The 26,711-nt window shown below is 72.3% G+C and carries 28 protein-coding genes; 19 read left to right on the top strand and 9 right to left on the bottom strand.

All coding sequences use genetic code 11. From position 1 onward, the window contains the following. Nucleotides 1-43 precede the first annotated feature (43 nt). Nucleotides 44-1,267: a PrsW family intramembrane metalloprotease gene (locus E1285_RS03380; RefSeq protein ID WP_132147888.1), complete on the top strand. Its 1,224-nt coding sequence runs from the start codon at nucleotides 44-46 to the stop codon at nucleotides 1,265-1,267. Nucleotides 1,268-1,315: 48 nt separating this feature from the next. Further along, the gene (locus E1285_RS03375; RefSeq protein WP_243722516.1) at nucleotides 1,316-2,323 is read left to right on the top strand and encodes a COX15/CtaA family protein; all 1,008 of its coding nucleotides are present in this window, start codon (nucleotides 1,316-1,318) and stop codon (nucleotides 2,321-2,323) included. A gap of 24 nt (nucleotides 2,324-2,347) precedes the next feature. Here the strand turns inward: E1285_RS03375 and polX are convergent, their stop codons facing one another. The 5 genes from polX to E1285_RS03350 all read right to left on the bottom strand — a co-directional run bounded on the left by polX (nucleotide 2,348) and on the right by E1285_RS03350 (nucleotide 7,714). Then, nucleotides 2,348-4,069 (bottom strand): DNA polymerase/3'-5' exonuclease PolX, encoded by a 1,722-nt coding sequence (gene polX, locus E1285_RS03370; protein ID WP_132147886.1) that lies wholly within the window; start codon nucleotides 4,067-4,069, stop codon nucleotides 2,348-2,350. A gap of 54 nt (nucleotides 4,070-4,123) precedes the next feature. After that, nucleotides 4,124-4,960, bottom strand: coding sequence for a proteasome subunit beta (gene prcB / locus E1285_RS03365; RefSeq protein ID WP_243722515.1), 837 nt, complete (start codon nucleotides 4,958-4,960; stop codon nucleotides 4,124-4,126). 107 nt (nucleotides 4,961-5,067) lie between these two features. Next, on the bottom strand, nucleotides 5,068-5,940 hold the full coding sequence (locus tag E1285_RS03360) for an EamA family transporter (protein ID WP_243722523.1): 873 nt from the start codon (nucleotides 5,938-5,940) through the stop codon (nucleotides 5,068-5,070). Nucleotides 5,941-6,008: 68 nt separating this feature from the next. Continuing rightward, on the bottom strand, nucleotides 6,009-6,725 hold the full coding sequence (locus E1285_RS03355) for an ABC transporter permease (RefSeq protein ID WP_132147955.1): 717 nt from the start codon (nucleotides 6,723-6,725) through the stop codon (nucleotides 6,009-6,011). 50 nt (nucleotides 6,726-6,775) lie between these two features. Further along, a complete protein-coding gene (locus E1285_RS03350; RefSeq protein WP_132147884.1) occupies nucleotides 6,776-7,714 on the bottom strand; it encodes an ABC transporter ATP-binding protein in 939 nt (312 codons plus the stop codon). A gap of 200 nt (nucleotides 7,715-7,914) precedes the next feature. Between E1285_RS03350 and E1285_RS03345 the strand changes: the two genes are divergently transcribed. From E1285_RS03345 to E1285_RS03290, 12 genes are all read left to right on the top strand, one after another. Beyond that, on the top strand, nucleotides 7,915-9,156 hold the full coding sequence (locus tag E1285_RS03345) for an arginine deiminase (protein ID WP_132147882.1): 1,242 nt from the start codon (nucleotides 7,915-7,917) through the stop codon (nucleotides 9,154-9,156). 26 nt (nucleotides 9,157-9,182) lie between these two features. Further along, nucleotides 9,183-10,118 carry a carbamate kinase gene (arcC, locus tag E1285_RS03340; RefSeq protein ID WP_132147880.1) on the top strand — a complete coding sequence of 312 codons (936 nt, stop codon included), beginning with the start codon at nucleotides 9,183-9,185 and terminating at the stop codon, nucleotides 10,116-10,118. Then, complete coding sequence (locus E1285_RS03335) at nucleotides 10,115-11,575, top strand: amino acid permease (RefSeq protein WP_207946374.1); 1,461 nt, start codon at nucleotides 10,115-10,117, stop codon at nucleotides 11,573-11,575. The genes arcC and E1285_RS03335 overlap by 4 nt, the downstream gene beginning before the upstream one ends. Beyond that, nucleotides 11,572-12,507, top strand: a complete 936-nt coding sequence (locus tag E1285_RS03330) for a universal stress protein (protein WP_132147878.1) — start codon at nucleotides 11,572-11,574, stop codon at nucleotides 12,505-12,507. The genes E1285_RS03335 and E1285_RS03330 overlap by 4 nt, the downstream gene beginning before the upstream one ends. 111 nt (nucleotides 12,508-12,618) lie before the next feature. Then, nucleotides 12,619-13,497 carry a metalloregulator ArsR/SmtB family transcription factor gene (locus E1285_RS03325; RefSeq protein WP_243722514.1) on the top strand — a complete coding sequence of 293 codons (879 nt, stop codon included), beginning with the start codon at nucleotides 12,619-12,621 and terminating at the stop codon, nucleotides 13,495-13,497. Continuing rightward, nucleotides 13,494-14,906: a Fe-S cluster assembly protein SufB gene (sufB, locus tag E1285_RS03320; RefSeq protein ID WP_132147876.1), complete on the top strand. Its 1,413-nt coding sequence runs from the start codon at nucleotides 13,494-13,496 to the stop codon at nucleotides 14,904-14,906. The genes E1285_RS03325 and sufB overlap by 4 nt, the downstream gene beginning before the upstream one ends. Beyond that, a complete protein-coding gene (gene sufD / locus E1285_RS03315) occupies nucleotides 14,906-16,054 on the top strand; it encodes a Fe-S cluster assembly protein SufD (protein ID WP_132147875.1) in 1,149 nt (382 codons plus the stop codon). The genes sufB and sufD overlap by 1 nt, the downstream gene beginning before the upstream one ends. Continuing rightward, entirely contained in the window at nucleotides 16,051-16,368 is a 318-nt protein-coding gene (locus E1285_RS03310; protein ID WP_132147873.1) for a non-heme iron oxygenase ferredoxin subunit, read from the top strand. Before sufD ends, E1285_RS03310 begins: the two co-directional genes overlap by 4 nt. A gap of 28 nt (nucleotides 16,369-16,396) precedes the next feature. Beyond that, entirely contained in the window at nucleotides 16,397-17,161 is a 765-nt protein-coding gene (sufC, locus tag E1285_RS03305; protein ID WP_132147871.1) for a Fe-S cluster assembly ATPase SufC, read from the top strand. After that, nucleotides 17,158-18,477: a cysteine desulfurase gene (locus E1285_RS03300; RefSeq protein WP_132147869.1), complete on the top strand. Its 1,320-nt coding sequence runs from the start codon at nucleotides 17,158-17,160 to the stop codon at nucleotides 18,475-18,477. The genes sufC and E1285_RS03300 overlap by 4 nt, the downstream gene beginning before the upstream one ends. Nucleotides 18,478-18,533: 56 nt before the next feature. Continuing rightward, on the top strand, nucleotides 18,534-18,992 hold the full coding sequence (sufU, locus tag E1285_RS03295; RefSeq protein ID WP_132147867.1) for a Fe-S cluster assembly sulfur transfer protein SufU: 459 nt from the start codon (nucleotides 18,534-18,536) through the stop codon (nucleotides 18,990-18,992). Continuing rightward, complete coding sequence (locus tag E1285_RS03290; RefSeq protein WP_132147865.1) at nucleotides 18,989-19,363, top strand: metal-sulfur cluster assembly factor; 375 nt, start codon at nucleotides 18,989-18,991, stop codon at nucleotides 19,361-19,363. Before sufU ends, E1285_RS03290 begins: the two co-directional genes overlap by 4 nt. A gap of 124 nt (nucleotides 19,364-19,487) precedes the next feature. Here the strand turns inward: E1285_RS03290 and E1285_RS03285 are convergent, their stop codons facing one another. Further along, complete coding sequence (locus E1285_RS03285; protein ID WP_132147863.1) at nucleotides 19,488-20,072, bottom strand: hypothetical protein; 585 nt, start codon at nucleotides 20,070-20,072, stop codon at nucleotides 19,488-19,490. Between the two features lie 152 nt (nucleotides 20,073-20,224). Between E1285_RS03285 and E1285_RS03280 the strand changes: the two genes are divergently transcribed. Both E1285_RS03280 and E1285_RS03275 read left to right on the top strand, forming a co-directional pair. Further along, nucleotides 20,225-21,406, top strand: a complete 1,182-nt coding sequence (locus E1285_RS03280) for a histidine kinase (RefSeq protein ID WP_243722512.1) — start codon at nucleotides 20,225-20,227, stop codon at nucleotides 21,404-21,406. After that, the gene (locus E1285_RS03275) at nucleotides 21,403-22,080 is read left to right on the top strand and encodes a response regulator transcription factor (protein WP_132147861.1); all 678 of its coding nucleotides are present in this window, start codon (nucleotides 21,403-21,405) and stop codon (nucleotides 22,078-22,080) included. Before E1285_RS03280 ends, E1285_RS03275 begins: the two co-directional genes overlap by 4 nt. Before the next feature lie 16 nt (nucleotides 22,081-22,096). On the opposite strand, the gene E1285_RS03270 is transcribed toward E1285_RS03275, so the two are convergent. Next, nucleotides 22,097-23,230: an EAL domain-containing protein gene (locus E1285_RS03270; protein ID WP_243722511.1), complete on the bottom strand. Its 1,134-nt coding sequence runs from the start codon at nucleotides 23,228-23,230 to the stop codon at nucleotides 22,097-22,099. 72 nt (nucleotides 23,231-23,302) lie between these two features. After that, nucleotides 23,303-23,695: an ABC transporter permease gene (locus E1285_RS03265; protein ID WP_132147859.1), complete on the bottom strand. Its 393-nt coding sequence runs from the start codon at nucleotides 23,693-23,695 to the stop codon at nucleotides 23,303-23,305. Nucleotides 23,696-23,765: 70 nt separating this feature from the next. On the opposite strand from E1285_RS03265, the gene E1285_RS03260 reads away from it, so the two are divergent. Genes E1285_RS03260 through E1285_RS03250 form a run of 3 tightly spaced genes read left to right on the top strand, consistent with a single transcriptional unit; the run spans nucleotide 23,766 to nucleotide 25,822 of the window. After that, on the top strand, nucleotides 23,766-24,404 hold the full coding sequence (locus E1285_RS03260; protein ID WP_243722510.1) for an AIM24 family protein: 639 nt from the start codon (nucleotides 23,766-23,768) through the stop codon (nucleotides 24,402-24,404). Then, on the top strand, nucleotides 24,404-25,057 hold the full coding sequence (locus E1285_RS03255; protein ID WP_132147857.1) for an AIM24 family protein: 654 nt from the start codon (nucleotides 24,404-24,406) through the stop codon (nucleotides 25,055-25,057). Before E1285_RS03260 ends, E1285_RS03255 begins: the two co-directional genes overlap by 1 nt. A gap of 3 nt (nucleotides 25,058-25,060) precedes the next feature. Beyond that, on the top strand, nucleotides 25,061-25,822 hold the full coding sequence (locus tag E1285_RS03250) for an AIM24 family protein (RefSeq protein WP_132147855.1): 762 nt from the start codon (nucleotides 25,061-25,063) through the stop codon (nucleotides 25,820-25,822). Nucleotides 25,823-25,895: 73 nt separating this feature from the next. On the opposite strand, the gene E1285_RS03245 is transcribed toward E1285_RS03250, so the two are convergent. Beyond that, complete coding sequence (locus E1285_RS03245; protein ID WP_132147854.1) at nucleotides 25,896-26,681, bottom strand: VOC family protein; 786 nt, start codon at nucleotides 26,679-26,681, stop codon at nucleotides 25,896-25,898. Nucleotides 26,682-26,711: the final 30 nt, after the last annotated feature.

The raw sequence follows: 26,711 nt of genomic DNA, 5'->3' as shown, positions 1-26,711 counted from the left end.
ATCGGCTTAGCCATTCGCGCTACCTGCCGTTACGCTTCGCGTCATGGCGCGTGTGGACCCCAAGGCGGTGCTCGAAGGGCGTATCCCCGGCAGGCCCCCGGTCGGCCTCATCGTCGGAATGACCGTGTCGGGGCTGTGCGCCGTGGCCGCGCTCGGATTCATCGCCCTGTACGGGGGACCCGGCTTCTGGGTGGGCGCGCTGCTCGCCATCGTCCCGATCCCGCTGCTGGTCGCCCTCGCGCTCACCCTGGACAGGCTGGAGCCCGAACCCTCGCGCGCCCTGGCATTCGCGTTCATGTGGGGCGCGGGCGTCGCCGTGCTCGGAGCCCTGGTGCTCAACACCGCCGGCCTGCTGTACGTGACCGTGCCCATCTTCGGCGAGGAGGAGGGCCACCTCGTCAGCTCCACGATCGGGGCGCCCGTCATCGAGGAGACGCTGAAGGGCGCCGTCCTGTTCGGCATGCTCTGGGTCCGCCGCAACGAGATCGACGGCTTCGCCGACGGGATCGTCTACGCCGCAATGGTCGGCCTCGGCTTCGCGATGATGGAGAACATCACCTACTACATGCGGGCGTACGAGGAGGGCGGCACGCAGCAGCTCCAGGCGGTGTTCATCCTGCGCGGCCTGATCATGCCGCTCAGCCACCCGCTGTTCACCGCCATGACCGGCCTCGGCGTCGCCTACGCGGCCACCCACCGCCGCGGCCAGATCACCGCCCCGCTGGCCGGGCTGCTCGGCGCGATCATCCTGCACGGGCTGTGGAACGGCGCCGCCTCGTTCGGAGGCGGCGGCCTCGTCGTCGTCTACCTGCTGGACTTCTGCATCCTGATCGCCCTGATCGTCATCATCTTCGTCGAGCGCCGGGGCACCGTCCGCCGCATCGAGACGTACCTGCCGACGTACGCCGCGACGGGCCTGGTGACGCCGCAGGACATCCGGATGCTACGCTCCATCCCGTCCCGCCGCGCCGCCCGCCGCTGGGCCCGCCTCGTGGGCGGCCACCGCGCCGCCCGCGCCATGACGGACTACCAGCTCGCCGCGACGGAACTGGCGCTGCTGCACAAGCGCGCCGACCGGGGCGTCGCCGAAGAACGCTGGTTCGTCACCCGCCGCGACGCCCTGCTCGACCTGATGTCGGTGGCCAGGCAGGCGTTCCTGCGCACCCCGCCGCGCCGCGGGACGGACCGGCCGGCCGGTCCGCCGTGGGCGGGCCAGGGCCCGTCCGGGTTCCGCCCGCCCGGACCGCCCGGCCCCTACGGGAGGTAACCGGGGGCCGGATCACGGCCATCGTGACCCGCCCATACGATTGGTGCCGTGGCAGAGCGACAGTCGTCCAATCTCCCGGCCCGGATGTGGAACGCCGTGTGGCGTCCGACGCCCCGGTCGCTGCGGCTGCTCGCGCTCCTGGGCGTCATCGGCAACGTCGCGATCGTCGTCAGCGGCGGCGCCGTCCGCGTCACCAAGTCCGGGCTCGGCTGCCCCGACTGGCCCCGCTGCTCGGGCGACAGCCTCGTCCCGACCCACAATCCCGAGCACCACTGGCTCAACATGTCGATCGAGTTCGGCAACCGGCTCGTCACCTTCGTGGTGCTGGCCGCGGGGCTGGCGGTGTTCATCGCGGCGCTGCGGCTCATTCCGCGCCGCAAGGAACTGGTCTGGTGGGCGCTGGCCCAGCCGATGAGCGTCGTCGCGCAGGCCGTCATCGGCGGGATCGTGGTGCTCACCGACCTGCACCCGGCCGCCGTGTCGCTGCACTTCCTCGTGTCGCCCGTCCTGCTGGTCTTCTGCGTGGGGCTGTGGGTCCGCGCCGGTGAGGGCGACGACCCGCCCAGACGGCTCGCCGGGCCGGGGACGCGCGCCCTCGCCGCAGGGCTGCTGGCGTCCTGCGCCGTCGTCCTGGTCGCCGGCACCGTCGTCACCGGCACCGGCCCGCACGCGGGCGACGCGGAAGCCCGCCGGTACGGCTTCGACATCACCGACGTCACCCGCATCCACAGCACGCTGGCCTGGGTCACCGCCGCCCTGACGGTGATCGTCGTCATCGCCCTGTATCGCACGCGCGCCCCCGCCCCCACCGCCGCGCGCCGCCGCGCCCACGAACTGGTCGCGCTCATCGTCTTCCAGGGCGCCGTCGGCTACATCCAGTACTTCCTGGGCGTCCCCGAGGGCCTGGTGCTCCTGCACATGCTCGGCTCGATCCTGATGTGGATCACAGCCTTCCGCCTCGTGCTCGCCCTCCGCGACCGCGGCCCCGTCCCCTCGGCGGAACCGTCCCCGGCGCCCGCCGAAGCCGCGGCCGCCGAGACTCCCCAGCCGGCCTGACGCGCCGGCCCCGGGGATCCCGGCTCAGCCTTCCTTCCGGAGGAAGGCGCGGAGGCGGTCCAGCGGCCAGGTGTTGATGACGTCTTCGGGGGTCAGCCAGCCGCGCTGGGCGGTGCCGACGCCGTACCGGATGTTGCGGTGGTGGCCGAGCGAGTGCGCGTCGGTGTCGATGGAGAACTTCACCCCGAAGCGCTTGGCGCGGCGGACCAGATCGGCGGGCAGGTCGAGGCGGTCGGGGAACGAGTCGATCTCCATCGCGGTGCCGGTGCGGGCGGCGGCGCGGAACACCTCGTCCCAGTCGGCGTCGACCGGGGCGCGCCGGCCGATGCTGCGGGCGGTCGGGTGACCGATGACGTGGACGTGGGGGTTCTCGCAGGCGCGGACGAGGCGCCGGGTCATGACGTCCTGGTCCTGGGTGAAGTGCGAGTGGATCGAGGCGACGCAGACGTCGAACGCGGACAGGAAATCGGCGCCCCAGTCGACCTCGCCGTCCGGGCCGATGTTCAGCTCCGTTCCGTGGAGGAGCGTCATGCCGGGATAGCCGCCCTGCAGCTCGGCGACCTGTTCGCGCTGGGCGAGCATCTTCTCGTCGGTCATCCGCTGCATGACCAGGTCGGGCGCGTGGTCGGTGATCGCGTAGTAGTCGAGGCCGCGGGCGTGCGCGGCGGCGACCATGGCGTCCAGGGAGGCGATGCCGTCGGTGAGGTCGGTGTGGCTGTGCAGGTCGCCGCGCAGGTCCTCGACGGTGACGAGGCGGGGCAGCTCGCCCTTCAGCGCCGCCTCCACCTCGCCGGTGTCCTCGCGGAGGGTGGGGTGGACCCAGGGGAGCCCGAGCCGCTCGTAGACCTCCTCCTCGGTCTCGGAGACGATCAGCTCGTCCGATTCCGCGTGGAACAGGCCGTACTCGGACAGCTTGAGGCCCGCCTTCACGGCGATCTCGCGGGTGCGGATGTTGTGGGCCTGCGACCCGGTGAAGTACTGCAGGGCCGCGCCCCACGACTCGGGCGGGACGACGCGCAGGTCGACCTGCAGGCCCTTGGCGGTGCGGATCGAGGTCTTCTTCTCGCCGCTCGCGACGACCTCGGCGACGAACGGGAGCGCGGTGAACGCCTCCATGATCGGGCGGGGGTCGCGGGACGCCGCCAGGACGTCCACGTCGCCGATCGTCTCCCGCATCCGGCGCAGGGAGCCCGCGTGCTCGCAGCGCTCCACCTGGGGAAGCGCGGACAGCTTCTCGACGATCTCGTCGGCGACTCCGGCGGCGGCGTCCACCAGGACCCGCTCACCGGAGCTGCGCATCAGGTCGATGCCGTGGAGGATGTTCTCCTCGGTCTTCGCGCCGAAGCCCTTGAGGCCGCGCAGGCGCCCCTCACCGATCGCGGTGGCCAGCTCGTCCACCGAGGAGATGCCCAGCTCCTCGTACACGGTGAGGGCCTTCTTCGGGCCGAGGGTGGGGATGGCGGTCAGCGCCCTGACCCCGGCGGGAATCTGGGTCCGCAGCTCCTCCACCTGCCGGATCGTGCCGGTGGTGTTGTAGTCGAGGACCTTCTTGGCGATCGCCTCGCCCACCGCCGGGATCTCGCGCAGCCCGGCCAGGCCGAGGCCGGAGATGTCGTCGGGATGGCCCGCGATCGCCCGCGCGGCCTTCTCGTACGCCCTGATCTTGAAGGCGTCGCCGCCCGTGATGGACAGCAGATCCGCCAGTTCCTGGATGAGGGCCGCCGCCTCGTCGTTCGCCCGTGCCATGCGGCCGAGTCTAGAAGCCGGGTACGACGTTCCCGGTGGTCGGCGTCCCGGTGATCAGCGCAGGGGGGCGAGCGGGCCGCCCGGGTTGTCCATGCGGGCCCGCATGACCTCGTCGGCGATCGCGGACACCTCGTCCTCGGGCAGGCGCCGGTAGCCGTCTTCCGTGACGACCGCGACTGTCGGGTAGATGCGGCGCGCGGGGTCGGGCCCGCCGGTGGCGGTGTCGTCGTCGGCCGCGTCGTAGAGGGCGTGGACGCAGACGGTGGCGGCGTCCTCCAGGGAGAGGTCGCGCCGGTAGAGCTTCTTCAGGGCGCCGATCGCGTACGGGGAGCCCGAACCGTCCGCGTGGTAGTCGCGGGCCTCCTGCGGGGCTCCGGTGATGTCGTAGGTGTAGATCCGCCCCTCACCGGAGTCAGGGTCGTACCCGGTGAACAGCGGGACGACCGCGAGGCCCTGGAGCGCCTGGGCGAGGTTGGCCTGGATGACGGTGCCGAGGCGGCGGGCCTTGCCCGGCAGCGACAGCGGGATCGTCTCCATCTTCTCGTAGTGCTCCAGCTCGACCTGGAACAGGCGGACCATCTCCAGCGCCAGCCCGACCGTGCCCGCGAACGCCACGGCGGAGTACTCGTCGCCGCGCTGCACCTTGTCCAGCTCCCGGTAGGCGATCCGGTTCCCCTGGGTGGCGCGCCGGTCGCCGGCCATCATGACCCCGCCCGGGAACGTCAGCGCCAGGACGGTCGTGCCGTGCGGCAGGTCGGGGACGTCCCCGTCCGGCACCCGGTTCACGGGCAGCAGCTCGGGGGAGTGGAGCCGCAGGAGGTCGACGAACGACGCCGACCCCGCCTCGAAGAACTCGGGCGGCATCCCCTGGTCCTCGGTCCGGCCGATCACGGCGGCTCCTCTCCGTCTCCGTGCTGGATGGTGGTCCGTGCTGGACGATCCTCCGCGCTGGACGATCCCTGCCGATCCTTCCACGCTGCCACACGCGCCTGCCACTCTCACGCCTCGGGCGCTCCGGGCGGATCCCGCTGGCTCCGGGTGGCGCCCACGCTCGCCGCGACGACGCAGACGATCGCGACCCACTGCCGCCCGGTGAGCAACTCGCCGAGCAGCGCCATCCCGACCAGCGCGGCGGCGGCGGGCTCCAGGCTCATCAGGACGCCGAAGACCCGCGTGGGCATCCGCCGCAGCGCGTCCAGCTCCAGGGTGTACGGGATCACCGACGACAGCAGCCCGACGCCGAGACCGATCAGCAGCAGCCGCGGGTCGAGCATCTGCGCGCCGCCCTCGGCGACGCCGAGCGGCAGGATGGCGGCGGTGCCGACGATGCTCGCGACGGCCAGGCCGGACGAACCGGCGAACCGCTGCCCGGTCGCGGCGGACAGCAGGATGTAGGCGGCCCAGCACGCCCCGGCGGCCAGCGCGAACGCGACGCCGACCGGGTCGAGGTCGCCGCCGCCGCGGGCGAGCAGGACCACGCCCGCGCCCGCCAGCACCGCCCACAGCGCGTCCCGGGGGCGCCGCGACGCCAGCAGCGCCACGCCGAGCGGGCCGAGGAACTCGATCGTCACCGCGACGCCCAGCGGGATGCGGGCGAACGACTGGTAGATCGCGAAGTTCATGCCCGCGAGCGTCAGCCCGAACCCGGCGGCGACCAGCATGTCCCGGCGGGTGTGGTCGCGCAGCACGGTCCGCAGCACCTTGCGGGACAGGAACGCCAGGACGATCGCCGAGGTCAGCAGCCGCAGCGACACGACGGCGCTCGGCGGCAGCCGGTCGAACAGGTTCTTGGCGAGACCCGCGCCCACCTGCACCGAGATGATCCCGAGCAGGACCAGCGCGGGCGGCGGCACCGACCCCAGCGACAGGATCCGGGCACGCCCGCCGGGCGCCTTGGGCCAGCCGCCGAGCGACCCGGGCGCCTCAGCGTGCGCGTCCGCTACTCCCACCGGAAGAACCTGGCGGCCAGGGCGAGCCCCGCGACGGCCCAGACCGCGAGGACGAGCAGGGGCCCGCCGGGGAACGCCGCGCCGTCGCGCAGGACGTCGCGCAGCCCCTCGGCGAGCGCCGAGATGGGCAGCAGTTCAAGCGCGGCCTGCACCGGGCCGGGGAACTTCTCCAGCGGGAAGACGACGCCGCCGACGGCCAGCAGCAGGATGTAGACGAGGTTCGCCGCGGCGAGGGTGGCCTCGGCGCGCAGCGTCCCCGCCATGAGGAGCCCGAACCCGCTGAACGCGGCCGTGCCGAGCAGCAGCAGGACGATCACCGAGAGGGGGTCGCCGTGCGGCTGCCAGCCGAGCGCCAGCGCCGTCGCGCAGATCACCGCGGCCTGCACCGCTTCGACCGCGACCACGGTGAGGGTCTTGGCGGCGATGAGGCCGCCGCGCGGCAGCGGCGTGGCGCCGAGCCGCTTGAGGACGCCGTAGCGCCGCTCGAAGCCGGTCCCGATCGCCTGCCCGGTGAAGGCCGTGGACATCACCGCGAGGGCGAGGATGCCGGGGGCGAGGAAGTCGACGCGGCGTCCCTCGCCCAGGTCGAGCAGTGACGTGGCGCTGAACAGGGTGAGCAGCACCACGGGGATGATCAGCGTCAGCAGCAGCTGCTCGCCGTTGCGCAGCATCGTGCGGAACTCGTAGCGGGCCTGGGAGAGGACCATCCGCGGGAGCGGGACGGCGGCCGGAGCCGGGGTGAGGTCGAGCGGTGCGGTCACGGGCGCAGCTCCCGTCCGGTCAGCTCGAGGAAGACGTCCTCCAGGGTGCGGCGCTCGATCCGCAGGTCCTCGGTCATGACGCCGTGCGAGGCGCACCAGGCGGTGACGGTGGCCAGCAGTTCGGGCCGCACGTCCGCCTCGATGAGGTAGTGCCCGGCGGGCGACTCCTTGGCGGCGCAGCCGGCCGGCAGCGCCGACAGCAGCTCCTCCAGGCCCAGGCCGGGACGGGCGCGGAAGCGGAGCTGCCGCTCGGCGCCGGTGAGCTCCTCGGGCGCGCCCTCGGCGACGACCCTGCCGTGGTCGACGATGACGACGTGGTCGGAGAGGCGCTCGGCCTCCTCCATGTTGTGCGTGGTGAGGACCACAGAGACCCCCGCGGCGCGCAGTTCGCCGATCAGTTCCCAGGTGGCGTGCCTGGCCTGGGGGTCGAGCCCGGTGGTGGGCTCGTCGAGGAAGACCAGCTCGGGGCGCCCGACGACGGCGACGGCCAGCGAGAGCCGCTGCTGCTGCCCGCCCGACATGCGCCGGTAGGGGGTGCGGGCGTGCTCGGTGAGGCCGAGCCGCGCCAGCAGGGCGGCCGGGTCGAGCGGCGTCGCGTGGAACGAGGCGACGAGCCCGAGGAACTCGCCGGCGCGGGCCGTCCCCGGCACGCCGCCGGACTGCGGCATGACGCCGACCCTGGGCTTCAGCGCCCGCCCGTCCGCGGCCGGGTCGAGGCCGAGGACGCGGACGGTGCCGGAGTCGGCGCGCCGGAATCCCTCGCAGATCTCGATCGTCGTGGTCTTGCCCGCGCCGTTGGGGCCGAGCAGCGCGGTGACGGCGCCCCGGGCGGCGGTGAGCGACAGGCCGTCCACGGCCCGCCGCTCCTGGCCGGCCGCGCCGTAGCGCTTGACGAGCGTGTCCAGCTCGACGGCGCCGTCTCCGGGGGGTGTCATGCCGACGAGTTTAGATCTCGGGCGCGACCGCCCTGCCCCGGGTCCCGCCGGTGCGCCGCGTGAAGTCCGGGTAAAGCCCCGGGGTCGAAGTCGATCTAGTTTCGCCCGCCGGACCCGGGGGAATTCACCGCCTGTCGCCGGGCCGTCCCCGGCGACCTGGGGCTGTGCGGCACCGTGGCCGCGCCCCGAGGAGGTGGGGGATGGCGTTTCACGTCGGTTCGGAGACCGGGCGGCTGCGCAGCGTGCTGCTGCACCGGCCGGAGCTGTCGCTGAAGCGGCTCACCCCGTCCAACGCCCGGGGCCTGCTGTTCGACGACGTGCCGTGGGTCAGGCGGGCCGTGGAGGAGCACGAGGAGTTCGAGGACGTGCTGCGCTCGCAGGGCGTGCGGACCTACCTCCTGCTCGACCTGCTGCGCGAGACGATCGGGATACCCGAGGCCCGCAAGCACATCCTCGACGCGGTGGTCGACCCGCACTGGTTCGGCCCGCTCGCCACCGACGCGATCCGCAACTGCTTCGACTCCATGGACCTGGGGGACCTGGCCTCGTTCCTGATCGGCGGGATCACCAAGCGGGAGATGCTGGAGCGGATGCCCGAGCCGGCGTCGATCGCGTTCCACTCGATCGAGCCCGACGGGTTCATCCTGCCGCCGCTGCCCAACCACCTGTTCACCCGGGACCCATCCTGCTGGATCTACGGCGGCGTCTCGATCAACACCATGCGCATGAAGGCGCGGATGCGCGAGACGGTGAACATGGAGGCGGTCTACCGGTGGCACCCGATGTTCGCGGACGGCTACGACGCCCCCGCGGCGGGCGGTTTCCACGTGTGGAACCGGGGCACGGCGATGGCCCCGGCGACGCTTGAGGGCGGCGACGTCCTGGTCCTCGGCGGCGGCGCGGTCCTGGTCGGGATGAGCGAGCGGACGCAGCCGCAGGCGGTCGAGATGCTCGCGCAGTCGCTGTTCGCCGCCGGCGCGTGCTCCAGGATCGTCGCGCTGCGGATGCCGCAGAAGCGGGCGTTCATGCATCTGGACACCGTGATGACGATGGTCGACCACGGCGTGTTCACCACCTACGCCGGGATGGGGATGCTGGCGTCGCACACCGTCGAGCCGGGCGACACCGAGAAGGAACTGAAGATCACCGATCACCCCCCGAGGGACATGTACCGGGCGATCGCCGCCGCGCTCGGCCTGGACGACGTCAAGGTGCTCACCCCGGCGCAGGACGTGTTCGCCGCCGAGCGCGAGCAGTGGGACGACGGCAACAACGTCCTGGCCGTCTCGCCCGGCGTGGTCGTCGCCTACGAGCGCAACGCGACGAGCAACAACCATCTGAGCGCGAACGGGATCGACGTCATCACCATCCGCGGCAGCGAACTGGGCAGGGGACGCGGCGGCCCGCGCTGCATGAGCTGCCCGATCGAACGGGACGCCTGACCGCCGCGGTCCTTGGGGGAGGAAACGTGCGCGTTGTCGTAGCGCTTGGAGGAAACGCGCTGGTCAGGCGGGGTGAGATCCCCGACGCCGGGCCGCAGCGCGAGAACGTCGTCCGGGCCGTGCGGTCGCTGGCGCCGCTCGCCGAGAAGCACGAGCTGATCATCACGCACGGGAACGGGCCGCAGGTCGGGGTCCTGTCGCTGGAGAGCGTCAACGACCCGAACCTGACCCGGCCGTACCCGCTGGACACGATCGGCGCCGAGACCCAGGGCATGATCGGCTACTGGATGCTGCAGGCGCTGCAGAACGCGCTGCCCGGCCGCCAGGTGATGGCGATGATCAACCAGACGCTGGTGTCGGCGGTGGACCCGGCGTTCGGCGACCCGTCCAAGTTCGTCGGGCAGGTGTACGAGCGGGACGAGGCCGACAAGCTCGCGGCCGAGTACGGGTGGACGGTCCGGCAGGACGGGGAGCTGTGGCGCCGCGTGGTCCCGTCCCCGCGGCCGCAGCGGGTGATCGAGACCCGGCTGATCAGGGAGCTGGTGCGGCTCGGGACGGTCGTGGTCTGCGCGGGCGGCGGCGGCATCCCGGTGTTCCGCAACGACGTCGGGCGGCTGGAGGGCGTCGAGGCGGTGATCGACAAGGACCTCACCGCGTCCGTCCTGGCCGAGAGCATGGACGCGGACGCGCTGCTGATCCTGACCGACGTGCCGCACGTGATGCGGAACTTCGGCACCCCGGAGCAGGAGGCCATCACCCACACGACCCCGCACGAGCTGCGGGACGAGGACTTCCCCGCCGGGTCGATGGGCCCCAAGGCCGAGGCCGCCGCGAGCTTCGTCGAGCGGACGGGCGACATGGCCGCGATCGGGCTCCTCGACCAGTGCGTGGAGATCCTCGCGGGGACGGCCGGAACGATCGTGACCCCCAACGCGACGTGGCCGCTGGCGAGCACGTTGTGACCGCCGGGGCCTCCGGGACCTCCGCCTCCTTCGCGCGCAGCCTGCTGCGGACCAAGCCGGTCGACCGGATCGTCGGCGAGAGCGGGGCGGGCGAGGGCGGCGAGCTGAAGCGGTCGATGAGCCTGCTGCAGCTCACCTTCCTCAGCGTCGGCGCCACCCTCGGCACCGGCATCTTCGTGGTGCTCGGCGAGGCGGTGCCGCTGGCCGGCCCGGCGGTCGTGCTGTCGTTCGTGCTGGCCGCCGTGACCGCGCTGTTCTCGGCCCTGTCGTACGCGGAGCTGGCCGGGACGATCCCCGTGTCCGGCTCCTCGTACTCCTACGCCTACGCGACGCTCGGCGAGCTTGTCGCGTGGGTCTGCGGCTGGTGCCTGCTGCTGGAGTACGCCGTGTCGGTGTCGGCCGTCGCGGTCGGCTGGGGCTCCTACCTGAACGCGTTTTTCGACGCCGCGTTCGGCTTCACGATCCCGGACGAGATCAGCAGCCCGCCCGGCGAAGGGGGGATCGTGAACATCCCGGCCGTGATCGTGGTCGCGTTCGCGACGCTCCTGCTGCTGCGCGGCGCGTCCGAGAGCGCCGCCGCCAACACGGTCATGGTGTTCCTGAAGATCGGCGTCCTGCTGTTCTTCTGCGCGGTCGCGTTCACCGCGTTCCGGTCGCGGAACCTCGGCTCGTTCGCGCCGATGGGCTGGGCCGGGCTCAGCGCGGCGGGATCCAAGGTCTTCTTCTCCTACATCGGCTTCGACGCCGCCTCCACGGCCGGCGAGGAGGCCAGGAACCCGCGCCGCGACCTGCCGCTCGCGATCGTCTTCTCGCTGGTCATCGTGACGGTCGTCTACGTGCTGGTCGCCCTGGCCGCGGTCGCCGCGATGCACTGGGAGCAGTTCGAGCTGAGCGGCACCGAGGCGTCGCTGGCGCACGTGCTGGACGCCGCCACCGGGCGGACCTGGCCGTCGATGATCCTGTCGCTCGGCGCGGTGATCGCCATCACCAGCGTCGTGCTCACCGTCATGTACGGGCAGACCCGCATCCTGTTCGCGATGTCGCGGGACGGGCTGGTCCCGCGGGTCTTCCAGAAGGTGAGCCCGGGACGCCGGGTGCCGGTCGCCAACACGGTCATCGTCGCGCTGTTCATCGGGATCCTCGCCGCGGTGATCCCGCTCGGCCGGCTGGTGGACGCCACGAGCATCGGGACGCTGTTCGCTTTCGCGCTGGTCAGCGTCGGCGTCATCGTCCTGCGCCGCACCCGGCCGGACCTGCCGCGCAGCTTCCGTGCCCCGTTCTTCCCGGTGACGCCGCTGCTCGGCGTCGCGCTGTGCGTGTACCTGATGGTCGGGCTCGGCGGCGCGACCTGGACGGTGTTCCTGCTGTGGATCCTCGTCGGGCTGGCGGCGTACTTCCTCTACGGGCGCCGCCGTTCGCGCCTGGCGTCCGGCTCTGGGGGAGGGAGGCCGCCATGAGCGGGAAGGGCGTCCCGCGGGTCCTGGCCGGGTACTCGCCCGACGAACGCGGCGAGGACGCCCTCGCCCTGGCCGCGCTGGCCGCGGAGGCGGCGGGCGCGCCGCTGACCGTGGCGCACGTCCATCCGTCCCCCTGGCCCGTGCGCGGCCCCGGCAAGGTGGACGCCGAATGGGTCGCCTTTCTCAAGGGGCAGTCGGACGAGGCCCTCGCGCGGGCCAGGGCGCGGCTCGGCGAGCTGGGGGTCCCGGAGCAGGGCGTCGCCGTGCGCGCCCACGCGCACCGGGGCAGTGGACGCGGGCTCATCGAGGTCGCCGGGGACGTCGGCGCGGCGCTCGTCGTGATCGGGTCGGCGCCGCGCGGGCGGCGCGGCCGCGTCGCCATCGGCAGCACCGCCGACCAGCTCCTGCACGGCTCGCCGGTCCCGGTCCTGCTCGCCCCGCGCGGCTTCGCCGCCGGCGCGCCGGACGAACTGGAGCGGATGACCGTCGCGTACTGGCGGCGCCGTGACGCCGACGAGCCGCTGCGCGCGGCCGCCGGGTTCGCCGGATGGCTGGGCACGCCGATGCGCCTGGTCACGCTGGTGCTGAGGCCGTCCGGGCTCGCGGCGAAGTTCGCCACCGCGGGCGGCGTGCTGGAACGCCAGGTGGCCCAGGCCGACGAGGACCTCCGCCACGCCGCGGGGCTCGTCGGCGGCGGGCCGCCGGTGGAGCGGCTGACGGCGGTCGGGACCGGCGTCGCCAAGGCCCTCGGCACTGTCGGTATGCTCCCGGGCGAGGTGCTGGTCTGCCAGTCCGGCCATCACGGGCCGCTGCGTAAGGTCTTCCTCGGGGAGAGCTCCGGCAAGATCGTCCGGGCCGCGCCGTGCCCCGTACTGGTCCTGCCGCGCGGAGCGGGTGCCCGGACGGGCGCGCGGACGGGGGCACGGGGATAGCGCACCGGGCGAGAAAGCCCAGGTTAGGTAAGGCTTACCTGCGTGAGCTACGACATCGGGAATCCGGTGTTTCGAAGGAAGGAATTACGGCACACTGATGTTGTGAAATACGTGAGCGAGGATCAGACGCATGCCCGGGCCGCCGCCGCGCGGCCTTCCGGTATGCCGTCCTCGCCTGGTCACGCCGGTGTGGGCGGATCACTCGGGGCCGGAGTCGGCACCGAGCGCGACACGCGCGCGCGGGTGGCCCGGCTGATCCTCGAGCACGGCCCCGTCACGGCGTCCACGCTGGGGGAGCGCGTCGGCCTCACGCCGGCCGCGATCCGCCGGCACCTGGACGCCCTGCTGGCCGAGGGCATGATCGAGGTCCGCAAGGCGCGGGCGACGCAGGCCCGGCGCGGCCGGGGGCGTCCCGCCAAGTGGTTCGCCATCACCGACGCCGGGCGCAGCGCCTTCGTGCACGCCTACGACGACCTGGCGACCAGCGCACTGCGGTTCCTCGCCGAGACGGCCGGCGACCACGCGGTCGCCGAGTTCGCCCGGCGGCAGATCGCCGACCTGGAGCGGCGCTACCGGCCCGTCGTGCAGGGCGCATCGCCCCAGCAGCGGGTCCGCACGCTCGCCGAGGCGCTGTCGGGCGACGGGTACGCGGCCGCCGCGGCCAAGGCGCCCCAGCCGGGCGGCGGCGAGCAGCTGTGCCAGCACCACTGCCCGGTCGCGCACGTCGCCGCGGAGTTCCCGCAGCTGTGCGAGGCCGAGACCGAGGCGTTCAGTCGGCTGCTGGGCACACCCGTCCAGCGGCTGGCCACGATCGCGCACGGCGACGGGATCTGCACCACCCACGTCAGCTCCCGGTCCCTGGCCGGGACGGGCGGAACGGGTGAGGCGAAAGGTCCCGCCGCGAGCGTCACCCCTGGAGGGGACGCGGGGGAGCGGTCCCCCGAACGAGCACCCATAAGTGACGAGGAGTCCGGAGGGACCTCCCTATGACTACTGCAGCCCACCCTGAGCTTGAAGGGCTTGACAGGTACAAGTTCGGCTGGGCCGACTCCGACGAGGCCGGAGCCTCGGCGCGGCGCGGCCTGAACGAGGAAGTCGTCCGCGACATCTCAGGCAAGAAGGACGAGCCCGACTGGATGCTCGACCTGCGTCTCAAGGGGCTGCGGCTGTTCGACAAGAAGCCGATGCCCACCTGGGGTTCCGACCTGTCGACCATCGACTTCGAGAACATCAAGTACTTCGTGCGCTCCACCGAGCAGCAGGCCACGTCCTGGGAGGAGCTGCCCGAGGACATCAAGAACACCTACGACAAGCTCGGCATCCCGGAGGCGGAGAAGCAGCGCCTCGTCGCCGGCGTCGCCGCGCAGTACGAGTCGGAGGTCGTCTACCACAAGATCCGCGAGGACCTTGAGGAGAAGGGCGTCATCTTCGTCGACACCGACACCGGCCTGCGCGAGCACCCGGAGCTGTTCCAGGAGTACTTCGCGTCGGTGATCCCGGTCGGCGACAACAAGTTCGCCGCGCTCAACACCTCCGTGTGGTCGGGCGGCTCGTTCATCTACGTGCCGCCGGGCGTGCACGTCGAGATCCCGCTCCAGGCCTACTTCCGGATCAACACCGAGAACATGGGCCAGTTCGAGCGGACGCTGATCATCGCGGACGAGGGCTCCTACGTCCACTACGTCGAGGGCTGTACCGCGCCGATCTACAAGTCGGACTCGCTGCACTCCGCCGTCGTGGAGATCGTCGTGAAGAAGGACGCCCGCGTCCGCTACACGACGATCCAGAACTGGTCGAACAACGTCTACAACCTGGTGACCAAGCGCGCCGTCGCCTACGAGGGCGCCACCATGGAGTGGGTCGACGGCAACATCGGCTCCAAGGTCACCATGAAGTACCCGGCGGTCTACCTGCTCGGCGAGCACGCCAAGGGCGAGACCCTGTCGATCGCGTTCTCCGGCGAGGGCCAGCACCAGGACGCCGGCGCCAAGATGGTGCACGCCGCGCCGAACACCTCCAGCAGCATCATCTCCAAGTCGGTGGCGCGCGGCGGCGGCCGCACGTCCTACCGGGGGCTGGTGCAGGTGCAGGAGGGCGCCGAGCGCAGCAAGTCCACCGTCAAGTGCGACGCGCTGCTGGTCGACCAGATCAGCCGGTCCGACACCTACCCCTATGTCGACGTCCGCGAGGACGACGTGGAGATGGGCCACGAGGCCACCGTCTCCAAGGTGTCGGAGCAGCAGCTGTTCTACCTGATGAGCCGCGGCCTCACCGAGGACGAGGCCATGGCGATGATCGTGCGCGGGTTCGTCGAGCCCATCGCGCGCGAGCTCCCGATGGAGTACGCCCTTGAGCTGAACCGGCTCATCGAGCTGCAGATGGAAGGAGCCGTGGGTTGATGGGGCTCGACACCCAGCCCGATCAGCGGCCTCTCTCGACGCTGCACGACAGGGCCTCTTACGACCTCGGCGACTTCGAGGTGCCGACGGGCCGCGAGGAGGAGTGGCGGTTCACGCCGCTGCGCCGCCTCCGCGGCCTGCACAACGGCACCGCCGAGGCCCACGGCAAGGTCCTGGTCGAGGTGGAGGCGGCGCCGGAGGTGACGGCCGAGACCGTCGGCCGCGACGATCCCCGGCTCGGCAAGGCCTACGTGCCGGCCGACCGGGTCAGCGCGCAGGCGTGGAGCTCCTTCACGCACGCCACCGTCCTGACCGTCCCGAAGGAGGCCGTCGCGTCCGCGCCGACCGTCCTGCGGGTGCGCGGCGAGGACGCGTCCGGCGCCGCCTACGGCCACACCACGGTCGTGGTCGAGCCGTTCGCCGAGGCCACCGTCGTGCTCGCGCACCGCGGCCCGGCCGTCTACGCCGACAACGTCGAGTTCGTCGTCGGCGACGGCGCCCGCCTCTCGGTGATCAGCCTGCAGGACTGGGCGGACGGCAGCGTCCACGTCTCGCACCAGCACGCCCGGCTGGGCCGCGACGCCCGGTTCGTCTCGCACAACATCTCGCTCGGCGGCGACGTCGTGCGGATCTCCCCGTCGGTCTCCTACGACGGGCCCGGCGGCGACGCCGAACTGTACGGGGTGTACTTCGCCGACGGCGGCCAGCACCTGGAGCACCGCCTCCTCGTCGACCACGCCGTCCCGCACTGCCGCAGCCGCGTCGACTACCGCGGCGCGCTGCAGGACCAGGACGCGCACGCCGTCTGGATCGGCGACGTGATCATCCGCGCGGAGGCCGAGGGCACCGACACCTACGAGCTGAACCGCAACCTCGTCCTCACCGACGGGACGCGGGTCGACTCCGTGCCGAACCTGGAGATCCTCACCGGCGAGGTCGCCGGCGCCGGGCACGCTTCGGCGTCCGGCCGGCTGGACGACGAGCACCTGTTCTACCTCCAGGCGCGCGGCATCACCTTCGACGAGGCGCGCCGCATGGTGGTCCGCGGCTACCTCGGGCAGCTGATCCAGAGCATCGAGGTCGCCGAGGTGCGCGAGAAGGTCGCCGAGGCCATCGAGGAGGAGCTCGACCAGGGAGCCCGGCGATGACCTTCACGAAGGTGTGCGCGCTGGACGACATCCCCGCCGACGGGGCCATCGCCGTGGAGCTCGACGACACGCCCGTCGCCATCGCGCGCAGCGGCGGCGACGTGTACGCCGTCAACGACATCTGCTCGCACGCCGAGGTCTCCCTCTCCGAGGGAGAGGTCTACGACGGCACCATCGAGTGCTGGCTGCACGGGTCCTGCTTCGACCTGCGCAGCGGCAAGCCCACCAACCCGCCGGCCACGCAGCCGGTCGCCACCTACAAGGTCAGGGTCGAGGACGGCGACGTCTACCTGTCGCTCTCCGCCGACGACTAGGCCCCACGACGAAGGACTACGACGCATTATGGCCACGCTAGACATCCGCGACCTCCACGTCTCCGTCGGCGACGGTTCCGACGGGGCGAAGGAGATCCTGCGCGGGGTCGACCTGACCGTGAAGGCCGGCGAGACCCACGCGATCATGGGGCCGAACGGCTCCGGCAAGTCCACCCTGGCGTACGCGGTCGCCGGGCACCCCAAGTACGACATCACGTCCGGGACCGTCACGCTCGACGGCGAGGACGTCCTCGCCATGTCGGTCGACGAGCGGGCCCGCGCCGGGCTGTTCCTCGCGATGCAGTACCCGGTCGAGGTGCCGGGCGTCTCGGTGTCGAACTTCCTGCGCTCGGCCGTGACCGCCGTCCGCGGCGAGGCGCCGAAGCTCCGCGAGTTCTCCAAGGAGATGAAGCAGGCGATGGAGAACCTGTCCATCGATCCCGCGTTCGCGCAGCGCAGCCTGAACGAGGGCTTCTCCGGCGGTGAGAAGAAGCGGCACGAGATCCTGCAGCTGGAGATGCTCCAGCCGAAGGTCGCCGTCCTGGACGAGACCGACTCCGGCCTCGACGTCGACGCGCTCAAGGTCGTCGCCGAGGGCGTCAACCGGTTCGCGTCCGGCGACACCGGGGTCCTGCTCATCACCCACTACACCCGGATCCTGCGCTACGTGAAGCCCGACTTCGTGCACGTCTTCTCCGGCGGCCGCATCGTCGCCGAGGGCGGGCCCGAGCTGGCCGACGAGCTGGAGGACGAGGGCTACGAGAAGTACGCGAAGGCGGGCGCTTCCCTATGAGCCTGAGCGAGGCGAACCGGGAGGCGTGGGGGGCCGGCCCCGCGCAGGCGAGCGCGAGCCTGCTGCCGGAGGAGCTGAAGAAGGACTTCCCGCTGCTGCAGCGCACGGTGCGCGGCGGGCGCCCCCTGGTCTACCTCGACTCGGGCGCGACGTCGCAGAAGCCCGTCCAGGTGCTGGACGCGGAGCGGCGGTTCTACGAGCGGCACAACGCGGCTCCGCACCGGGGCGCGCACCTGCTGGCCGAGGAGGCGACGGAGGCCTACGAGAACGCCCGCGCGTCGATCGCCCGGTTCATCGGCGCGACGCCCGGCGAGATCGTGTTCACCAAGAACGCCACCGAGGGCATCAACCTGGTCGCGTACGCGATGAGCAACGCCGCCACCGCGGGCCCGGAGGCGGAGCGGTTCGCGATCGGCCCCGGCGACGAGGTCGTGGTGTCGGAGATGGAGCACCACGCCAACCTCGTCCCGTGGCAGCAGCTCTGCCTGCGCACCGGGGCGACGCTGCGCTGGTTCGGCATCACCGACGACGGCCGCCTGGACCTCGGGGACCTGGACGACCTCGTGAACGAGCGCACGAAGATCGTCGCGCTGACGCACCAGTCGAACGTGCTCGGAACGGTCCCGCCGATCCAGCGGATCGCGGACCGCGCCCGCGCCGTCGGCGCGCTGGTCCTGCTGGACGCGGCGCAGTCGGTTCCGCACCAGCCGGTGGACGTCAGCACGCTCGGTGTCGACTTCCTGGCGTTCTCCGGCCACAAGATGCTCGGCCCGACCGGCATCGGCGTCCTGTGGGGGCGGACCGAGCTGCTCGAGGCGATGCCTCCGTTCATCACCGGCGGATCCATGATCGAGATCGTCCGCATGGACGGCAGCACGTTCATGCCGCCGCCGCAGCGGTTCGAGGCCGGCGTCCCGATGACCGCGCAGGCGATCGGGCTCGGCGCGGCCTGCGACTACCTCGCCGACCTGGGCATGGACCGCGTGCACGCCCACGAGGAGGCCCTCGTCGGGTACTCGCTGGAGCGGCTCACCGAGATCCCCGGCGTCCGGATCATCGGCCCCGGCACCACCGAGGCCCGCGGCGGCGCCGTGTCGTTCACCGTCGAGGACATCCACCCGCACGACGTCGGGCAGGTCCTCGACGACCTCGGCGTCGAGGTCCGCGTCGGCCACCACTGCGCGTGGCCGATCTGCCGCCGCTTCGGCATCCCGGCGACCACCCGCGCGACGTTCTACCTCTACAACACCCTCGCCGACGTGGACGCCCTCGCCGACGGGGTCAGGCAGGCCCAGAAGTTCTTCGGCACCACCTAGAGGAACAACGCTGGGCCCGCGCCCGGTTGTAGTGAGAAAGGCTTGGAAAGGACGACATGCAGCTGGAGGCGATGTACCAGGAGGTCATCCTGGACCATTACCGCAACCCCCTCCACAAAGGGCTGCGGGAGCCGTTCGATGGGGAGGCCCATCACGTCAACCCGACCTGCGGTGACGAGGTGACGCTGCGCGTCCACCTGAACGGCGAGGGCCAGGACGCCGCGGTCGCCGACGTCTCCTACGACGCCATGGGCTGCTCGATCAGCCAGGCCAGCGCCTCGGTGATGGCCGATCTGATCATCGGAAAGTCCGTCAAGGAGGCGATGGCCGTCGGGGAGGAGTTCCTGTCGCTGATGCAGTCGCGCGGCCAGGACGTCCAGCCCGACGAGGATCTCCTGGAGGACGCCATCGCCTTCGCCGGGGTCTCCAAGTACCCCGCCAGGATCAAATGCGCCCTGCTCGCCTGGATGGCGTGGAAGGACGCGACCGCCCGCGCACTCGGAGAGGCAACATGACCGACTCGCCCACCACCGGCCCGCCCGCCACCGGCTCGCCCGACACCGGCGCGTCAGCCACCGGAACCGTCCCCGAGGAAGAGATCCTTGAGGCCCTCAAGGACGTCGTCGACCCCGAGCTCGGCATCAACGTCGTCGATCTCGGCCTGGTGTACGGCGTCAACCTCGCCGACGAGGTCGCCACCCTCGACATGACGCTCACCAGCGCCGCCTGCCCGCTCACCGACGTGATCGAGGACCAGACGCACAGCGCGCTGGAGGGCCTGGCCAAGGACGTCAAGATCAACTGGGTCTGGCTTCCCCCGTGGGGCCCCGACAAGATCACCGACGACGGCCGCGACCAGCTCCGCGCCCTCGGCTTCAACATCTGACCCTGCCTGCAGAATCTCTCAGGCCAGCAGAACCTCTCAGGCCTGCAGGACGTTTCAGGCCTGGAGAACCGTCCAGTCGAAGAGGCCGCAGCTCCCCGGGGCGCGGCCTCTTCGCATGGGTCGCTCAGTTCCGCCCGGTGTGCTCCGCGCGCTCCCGGGGAGCGTCCGGCCCGGTTTCCTTGGGCTTGGCGGGCCAGAGAGTGTGGGTGATCGGCCACAGGGACCAGATCGCCAGGACGACGCCCAGGCGGCCGAGCCATGTGTAGAGGGCCTCGGTGCGGTCGGTGTCGCCGACGAGGACGATCATCGCGAGGAGGAGGCCGCAGGCGATGGCGGTGGCTATGGCGGCCTTGCCGAAATCGCGCCATTCGTAGCGGATGCGCGCCCAGCCGTACTTGGGCTTGCCCAGGGGCGGCGGGCCCCCGGCGAAGCGGTGCGCGAAGCGCTCGTCCGCCCAGCGGACCATGCTGTGGCCGAACGCGATCGAGTAGCCGATGTAGGCGGCCGCCAGGCCGTGGCCTGTACCGGCGGTGGCGCCGCCGTTCAGATCGATCGCCGTGGCGGCCAGCAGGACCAGGTCGACCAGCGGGACGCACAGCAGGAGCGCCGCGCCGGTCCGCCGCATCCGCAGCGGGTAGCGGGCCAGGAGACCGGCCCCGAGGACGACCCAGAAGCCGATCTCGCAGCCGATGATGATCGCGATGAGCACGTGGACTTCCCTTCTCGCCTGATTCCATGGTGAGTGCGCGCAGGCGGGAGATCGTCGTCCTGGGTGAGGTTTCGGGGGTCGTTCGAACGATGTAGGGCGACGTCCTCACGCGGGGGGACGAGGCATCGCGGCGGGGATGCTGAGATAGAGCGGTGGACAAGCTCCGGCATCTCACCACCAGGCAGGACGCGCTGATCGCCGCGGCGGCGCTGGCCGGCGGCCTGCTGATGGTCGCGGTGCACGGCTACACGCGGTGGTCGGGCGACTGGGACCCGTCGGCCTGGGTGCGGCTCGTACCGCTGCTCGGGCTGTGCGCGGCGATGCTGCTGAGGCGGACGGCGCCGCTCACGGGACTGGCCCTGGCGACGCCGTTCAACGTCGCCGACGTGGTGTTCGGCCCGAGCATCGCCACCGCGATGATCTACGGGGACGCGCTGTACGCGGCGAGCCTGTACGGGCGGCGGCGGACGGCGGAATGGCTGCTCGGGGCGACGCTCACGGCCTCGCTGGCGGTGGCGGCCGGCTTGATGATCGCGCTGGGCGAGGTCGCCGTCGGCGTGCTGGGCGGCTCGGTCGGCGGGGTGGTGTGGGTGGCGCCGGTGCTGACGGCGATGGCCGTCCGGGAGCACCGGTTCCGGGCGCAGGCGGAGCGGCAGCGCGCCGAGCAGGTGGCGCGGCTCGCCGAGATGGACCGGCTCGCCGCCGTGAACGCCGAGCGCGCCAGGATGGCGCGTGAGCTGCACGACGTGGTCGCCAACCATCTCAGCGCGGTGGCCCTGCACTCCACGGCCGTGCTGAAGGTGCGCGACCTGGACCGGGAAGGGATCGAGCGGTCCATGGAGGTCATCCGGGAGAACAGCGTGCGGGGGCTGGCCGAGATGCGCAGGATGATCGGGCTGCTGCGGGACGGGGACGGCGCGGACCCGGCGGCGCGGCCCCGGATGACGGAGCTGGAGCCGCTCGTCCGGCACACCTCGCGGTCGGACCTGTCGGCGGGGCTGGAGATCGCGGGGGAGCCGCCCGAGCTGCCCGCGGCGGTGGAGCTTGCCGCGTACCGGATCGTCCAGGAGTCGCTGACCAACGCGCTGAAGCACGCCGGGCCGGGCCGCGCCGAGGTCCGCGTCGAGTACACGCGGCGGCGCGTGGTGATCGACGTGCTGAGCCCGCTCGGGCGGGACGGGGCGCGGCTGCCGGGCACGGGCAGCGGGCTGGTCGGGATGCGCGAGCGCGCGGTCATGCTGGCCGGGGACTTCGACGCGGGACCGGACGGCGGCCGGTGGCGCGTGCACGCCGAGCTGCCCGTCGAGCAGCAGGCCGGGGAGCGTGCCTCGTGATCGATGTGCTGGTCGCCGACGATCAGGCGGCGGTGCGGGCGGGACTCGTGCTGATCCTCGGAGCCGCCCCGGACGTCCGGGTGGTCGGTGAGGCCGCGGACGGGGCGGAGGCGGTGGAGATGGCCCGCGAGCTGCGCCCGGACGTGGTGCTCATGGACGTCCGCATGCCCCGGCTGGACGGCATCGCGGCGACGCGGGAGATCGCGGGCCTCACCGACGTGCTGGTGCTGACGACGTTCGACATGGACGAGTACGTGTTCGGGGCGCTGCGGGCGGGCGCCGCGGGGTTCCTGCTCAAGGACGTCGACGCCGACCGGCTGGTGGAGGCGGTGCGGACCGTGGCGGCGGGGGAGGGGATCATCGCGCCGAAGGTCACCCGGCGGCTGATCGGGGCGTTCTCGTCCACCCCGGCCGCCCCGGCGGAGCCGCCGGGGCTGGCCGACCTGACGCCGCGGGAGCGCGAGGTGTTCGGGTGCCTCGGCGAGGGACTGTCCAACGGCCAGATCGCGGCCCGTCTCGACATGGCCGAGACGACCACCAAGACGCACGTCAGCCGCATTCTGGGGAAGCTCGGGCTCGCCAGCCGCGTCCAGGCGGCCATCCTCGCCCAGGAAACGGCCGGAACCGGGCTTTCGGCGCCCGCCGCGCCCGAAAGGCCGACCGGGGCGGGCTGACGCCGCAGGAACGATCTCAGCGCGACAGGCCGCGGATGAGGTCGGCGACCCGGACGATGCCCAGGCAGCGGCCCACCTCGTCCACCACGACCAGGTCGTCGTACACGCGCTCGTCCTCCCGCCCGGCGGCCCGCAGCGCGGCGACGGCCGGGACGGTGCGCGGCACCGGGCGCGGCGGGTCGGCGAGCCGCACCGCGGGCCTGCGAGCGTGCAGGGCGTGCCCATAGGCACCGGACAGCCTCAGCAGGAAACGCGTCCGGTCCACCGCGCACCGGGGCCGCTGCCGCTCGTCGACGAGGACGATGCTGGTGATGCCGGCCTCCGCGTTCAGCGCGTCGAGCACCTCCCCGGCGGTCGCCGTGTGCGGCATCGTCACGGCCGGGAGCGTGAACTCCGAAACCCGCGGCCCCAGGCCGGCGTCGGCCCGCGCGGGTTCCTCCCGGGCCGCGACCGGGATGGTGACCGGCATCCCCGGCCGCCATCCGGGCGGTGCCAGGACGGGCCCCTGGACGAGCCGCACACCGGCGTCGCGCATGTGCAGGACCTGCTCGCGGGTCGCCATCTGCGGCGCCAGGACGTGCGTCTCCAGGCGGTGCGCCAGCTCGACGAGCCCCGCCACCAGCGCCGCGCGGCGGGGCTCGGACCCCGATCGGCGGACCAGCTCCGGGTCGAGCTTCAGCAGGTAGGACGCGCCGTCCGCGAGCAGGTCCAGCGGCGCGTGCGCGGCGCCGAGGCCGGCGAGCCCGACGAGGTAGCCGGTGTGGCGGAGCCGCGCCAGCGCGGTGCTGACGGGCGGGCGCAGCGCGGGCGGGAAGCCGCCGGCGACGCAGAGGATGATCTCCTGCGGGCGCCTCCCCGTCTCGCAGAGGCCGTGGTGCAGTTCGGCGAGCAGGTCGTCCCCGCCGGAGAGCGTCTCGGCGCGCAGGCCGATCTGCAGCGGCAGCGGGGTGCCGAGACCGGCGGCGGCGCGGGCCGCCTCCACGGCGCGGCGCACGTCCTCCGAGGCCGGATCGAACCGCATCGGCGCGGACCCGGCAGCCGGCGCCGCGTGCGCCTCCACGGCGACGACGGTGCCGCTGCCGAGATCGACGACGGGCTGGAACACCGCCCGGGCCGGCAGGAGGGCGTCTGGGACTTCGACGGCTGGCACAACCGCATCATGCCGTCCGCCGGGCCGCGGAACCGGATTCGTCAGAAGAAGTTAACCCACAGTTCGCGCAGGTCAGAGGCCGCGGCCGGCGAGCGCGGACAGGAGGTAGGTCACGCCCGCGACGGCGGCGAGCCACGCGTAGGCGGTGATGTCGGCGCCGCGCAGCGACTGCACGATCAGCGCGCCGACCACCGCCACGGTCAGCACGTCGCCGGTCATCGCGGCGGCCCGCAGGTGCGCGCGGGCCCGGGTGCCGGACCCGAAGCCCTCGCTGACCGGCAGCGCCGGCTCGTTGCGCCGGTACGCCAGGTACGCCGCGTAGCCGGCCAGCGCGGCGAGCGCGACCAGGGCCGTCCCGGACCGCCCGTCGGCGGCGAGTACGACCCCGACCACCAGCCCGGCGCTCAGGACGAGCCCGGGTACGGCCCACCGGCCGAGGCTGCGGCGTTCGGGAGCGATCCACATGGTCCTCATCCTTCCCGATCCGAGGTCGAGGCGGGCCGTCAACGCGCCGGGGCCTGTATCTTCTCGCTCCGTGGCGCAATTTCGGATGAACGGCTCGAAGATGCTCGCCGTCGACCTCGGCGGCGAGACGATCAGGGCGCTGAACGGGTCCATGGTCGCCTACGAGGGCCAGATGGCGTTCAAACGCCAGGGCATGACGGGCGGCGAGGGACTGCGCGGCGCCCTCAAACGCAGGATCGCCGGTGAGGGCATGACCCTCATGGAGATCACGGGGCAGGGAACGGTCTACCTGGCGAGCGAGGCGACGGAGGTCACGCTCGTCCAGCTCACCGGCGACACGCTGTTCGTGGAGTCGGAGAGCCTCCTGGCCCTCGACGGGAATCTGCAGACGGGCGTCCAGTTCGTCGGCATGCGGGGAATGGGGACCGGCCAGGGCCTCGCCACGACGAAGGTCGACGGGCACGGGACGGTCGCCGTCCTGTCCGAGGGGCCGGCGATCGCGCTGGAGGTGTCGCCCCAGTCGCCGCTGTGCGTCGACCCCCACGCCTATGTCTGCCACCACGGCCAGCTCCAGCAGGACGTGGTCAGCGACGTCAACTGGCGCACGGTGCTCGGCCAGGGATCGGGGGAGAGCGTGCAGTTCCGGTACTCGGGACACGGGCTGGTCTACATCCAGCCGGCCGAACGCGGCGGAATTCTGGAGATCTGATGCCCGGCTACCAAATGATCAACCCCAAGATGCTCCAGGTGCCGATCGGACCGGGGCAGGAGGTCTACAGCAAGCGCGGCGCGATGCTCGGCTACACCGGCCCGGTGGCGTTCGCCCCGACGGCCACCGCCGGGCAGGGCGTCGGCGGCACGATCGGACGCGCCGTCGCCGGGGAGCGCAGCGCGATGATGCACGTGACCGGCCAGGGCAGCGTCCTTTTCGGCCACGGCGGCCTCGAGGTCGCCGTCGTCGACCTGAACGGCGGCGACACGCTCTACGCCGAGGCCGACCGGCTGCTCGTCCACGACGCGTCCCTCCAGGTGGGGACGATGTTCATGGGCGAACAGGGCGGCGTCCGCGGCATGGTCCGCGGCGCGGTCACCGGGCAGGGGCTCTTCACCACCACGCTCATGGGGAACGGGTCGTGCGCGCTTCTGTCGCACGGCGGCGTGATGGAGATGCCGATCACCCCGCAGCGTCCGGTCCACGTCGACCCGCAGGCGTACGTCGCGCATCGCGGCCAGGTGGAGAACAAGCTCACCACGGCGGTGGGCCTGCGCGAGATGGTGGGCCGCGGCTCCGGCGAGGGATTCCAGCTCCAGCTGAGCGGCACGGGCGTCGTCTACGTCCAGGCCAGCGAAAGGAAGATCTGACACGTGAGCACGTTCGGCACGCAGACCTGGAACGCCGGGACGCTCCCGACCAACGACAACGTCAACCCCTACGCCTTCAGCGTGGACCTCAACGGGCAGTGGTTCGCGCAGAAGGGCAAGATGATCGCCTACTACGGGCAGATCAGGTTCGAGGCTCTGTCGGCGGGGCCGCTGGACGCCCTCGTCGCGCAGACCTTCAACTCCCCGCTCTACGCGCAGGACTGGATCGTCGCGCAGGGGCAGGGCAAGCTCCTCCTCGCCGACCGCGGGTTCGACGTCAACTCCTTCGACCTGGAGGACGGCAACCTCACCGTCCGGGCCGGGAACCTCCTGGCGTTCGAGCCGGGCCTGGAGCTCAAGCAGTCGATCATCCCGGGGTTCCTGACCCTGATCGGCACGGGACGGTTCGTGGCCGCCTCCAACGGCCCCGTCCACTTCGTCGAGCCGCCGATCAGGGTCGACCCGCAGGCGCTGCTCGGCTGGGCCGACGCCCCGTCCCCCTGCCACCACTACGACCACTCCTACATGCGCGGGGCGTTCGGCGCCGCCCGCGCGGTGTTCGGCATCGGCGGATCCTCCGGTGAGGAGCACCAGTTCGACTTCACCGGCACGGGCACCGTGCTGATGCAGTCGTCGGAGGTCGTGATGCGCGAGGACGTCCTGCTGCGCGACCTCGAAGGGCAGATCGGGCTGGTCGGCACCTCCGGGCTCCAGCGGCTCCAGCAGACGATCAACCAGCGCCTCGCCGCCGAACGCCAGGGCTGAACCGGGGGCGCCCGGTCGCTCCCGCACGGGTCACTCCGCACGGGTCACTCCGCACGGGTCGCTCCCGCACGGGTCACTCGGGCGCGGGCTTCATCACGGCGAACGGCACGCCGAACGGGTCGCGCACGGTGGCGATCCGCCCGTACGGGGTGTCGGCCGGCTCGGAGTCGACCGTGCCGCCGCCGTCCCGCACGGCCCGGACCGCCGCGTCGGCGTCGTCGGCCGCGAAGCACGTGTTCCAGGCCGGGACCCGGGCGTCGCCGCCGCCGAGGACGACCCCGGGCCCGCCCTCGACACCGCCGACGTAGCGGCCGTCGGGGCGGCGCAGGACGGTGTAGTCCATCTCGCCCGGTATCGGCTCCAGCTCGTAGCCGAACACCGCCTTGTAGAAGTCGCAGGCGGCTTTCGAGTCGGGTGCGGTCAGGTCGTTCCACACGAACGAGCCCGGCTCGTTGACGATCCGGGAGCCGGGGTGGCTGCGGCCCTCCCACAGGCCGAACTGCCCGCCCTGCGGGTCCCTGAGGATCGCCATGCGGCCGAGGTCCATCACGTCCATGGCCGGGACGACGACCTCCGCGCCCGCGTCGGCGGCGCGCTTGAGGACGCCGTCGCAGTCGTCGGCGGCGAAGTAGACGTCCCACCAGTACACGTCGGGCTGGTCCTCCGGGTTCTGCATCATCCCGGCGATGGGCTCCCCGCGCAGGAGGCACTGGTTGTAGTGCCCCGCCTCGGGTCCCGCGTCCTGGAACTCCCAGCCGAGGAGCGTCCCGTAGAAGTCCTTGGCGCGGTCGAGGTCGGGGACGCCGATGTCGAGCCAGCTGGGCGTGCCTTCGGGCGGGTTGTTCGTGACCTTGGTCATCTCGCTCACTCCTTCGTGCCTCCCGCGCGC

It is taken from the genome of Actinomadura sp. 7K507 (assembly GCF_004348425.1).
GTDB lineage: Bacteria > Actinomycetota > Actinomycetes > Streptosporangiales > Streptosporangiaceae > Spirillospora.
The sequence above is the reverse complement of the archived record's forward strand: the minus strand, read 5'-3'. Positions and strand labels throughout refer to the sequence as shown.

Excerpts from the sequence above, each read along its gene's own strand:
- E1285_RS03310 (WP_132147873.1), top strand. The coding sequence starts at position 16,051 with ATGACCTTCACGAAGGTGTGCGCGCTGGACGACATCCCCGCCGACGGG.
- E1285_RS03350 (WP_132147884.1), bottom strand. The coding sequence starts at position 7,714 with ATGACACCCCCCGGAGACGGCGCCGTCGAGCTGGACACGCTCGTCAAG.
- sufU (WP_132147867.1), top strand. The coding sequence starts at position 18,534 with ATGCAGCTGGAGGCGATGTACCAGGAGGTCATCCTGGACCATTACCGC.
- polX (WP_132147886.1), bottom strand. The coding sequence starts at position 4,069 with ATGGCACGGGCGAACGACGAGGCGGCGGCCCTCATCCAGGAACTGGCG.
- E1285_RS03355 (WP_132147955.1), bottom strand. The coding sequence starts at position 6,725 with ATGGTCCTCTCCCAGGCCCGCTACGAGTTCCGCACGATGCTGCGCAAC.
- E1285_RS03245 (WP_132147854.1), bottom strand. The coding sequence starts at position 26,681 with ATGACCAAGGTCACGAACAACCCGCCCGAAGGCACGCCCAGCTGGCTC.
- E1285_RS03255 (WP_132147857.1), top strand. The coding sequence starts at position 24,404 with ATGCCCGGCTACCAAATGATCAACCCCAAGATGCTCCAGGTGCCGATC.
- E1285_RS03380 (WP_132147888.1), top strand. The coding sequence starts at position 44 with ATGGCGCGTGTGGACCCCAAGGCGGTGCTCGAAGGGCGTATCCCCGGC.
- E1285_RS03300 (WP_132147869.1), top strand. The coding sequence starts at position 17,158 with ATGAGCCTGAGCGAGGCGAACCGGGAGGCGTGGGGGGCCGGCCCCGCG.
- E1285_RS03290 (WP_132147865.1), top strand. The coding sequence starts at position 18,989 with ATGACCGACTCGCCCACCACCGGCCCGCCCGCCACCGGCTCGCCCGAC.
- E1285_RS03265 (WP_132147859.1), bottom strand. The coding sequence starts at position 23,695 with ATGTGGATCGCTCCCGAACGCCGCAGCCTCGGCCGGTGGGCCGTACCC.
- sufD (WP_132147875.1), top strand. The coding sequence starts at position 14,906 with ATGGGGCTCGACACCCAGCCCGATCAGCGGCCTCTCTCGACGCTGCAC.
- E1285_RS03345 (WP_132147882.1), top strand. The coding sequence starts at position 7,915 with ATGGCGTTTCACGTCGGTTCGGAGACCGGGCGGCTGCGCAGCGTGCTG.
- sufC (WP_132147871.1), top strand. The coding sequence starts at position 16,397 with ATGGCCACGCTAGACATCCGCGACCTCCACGTCTCCGTCGGCGACGGT.
- E1285_RS03330 (WP_132147878.1), top strand. The coding sequence starts at position 11,572 with ATGAGCGGGAAGGGCGTCCCGCGGGTCCTGGCCGGGTACTCGCCCGAC.
- sufB (WP_132147876.1), top strand. The coding sequence starts at position 13,494 with ATGACTACTGCAGCCCACCCTGAGCTTGAAGGGCTTGACAGGTACAAG.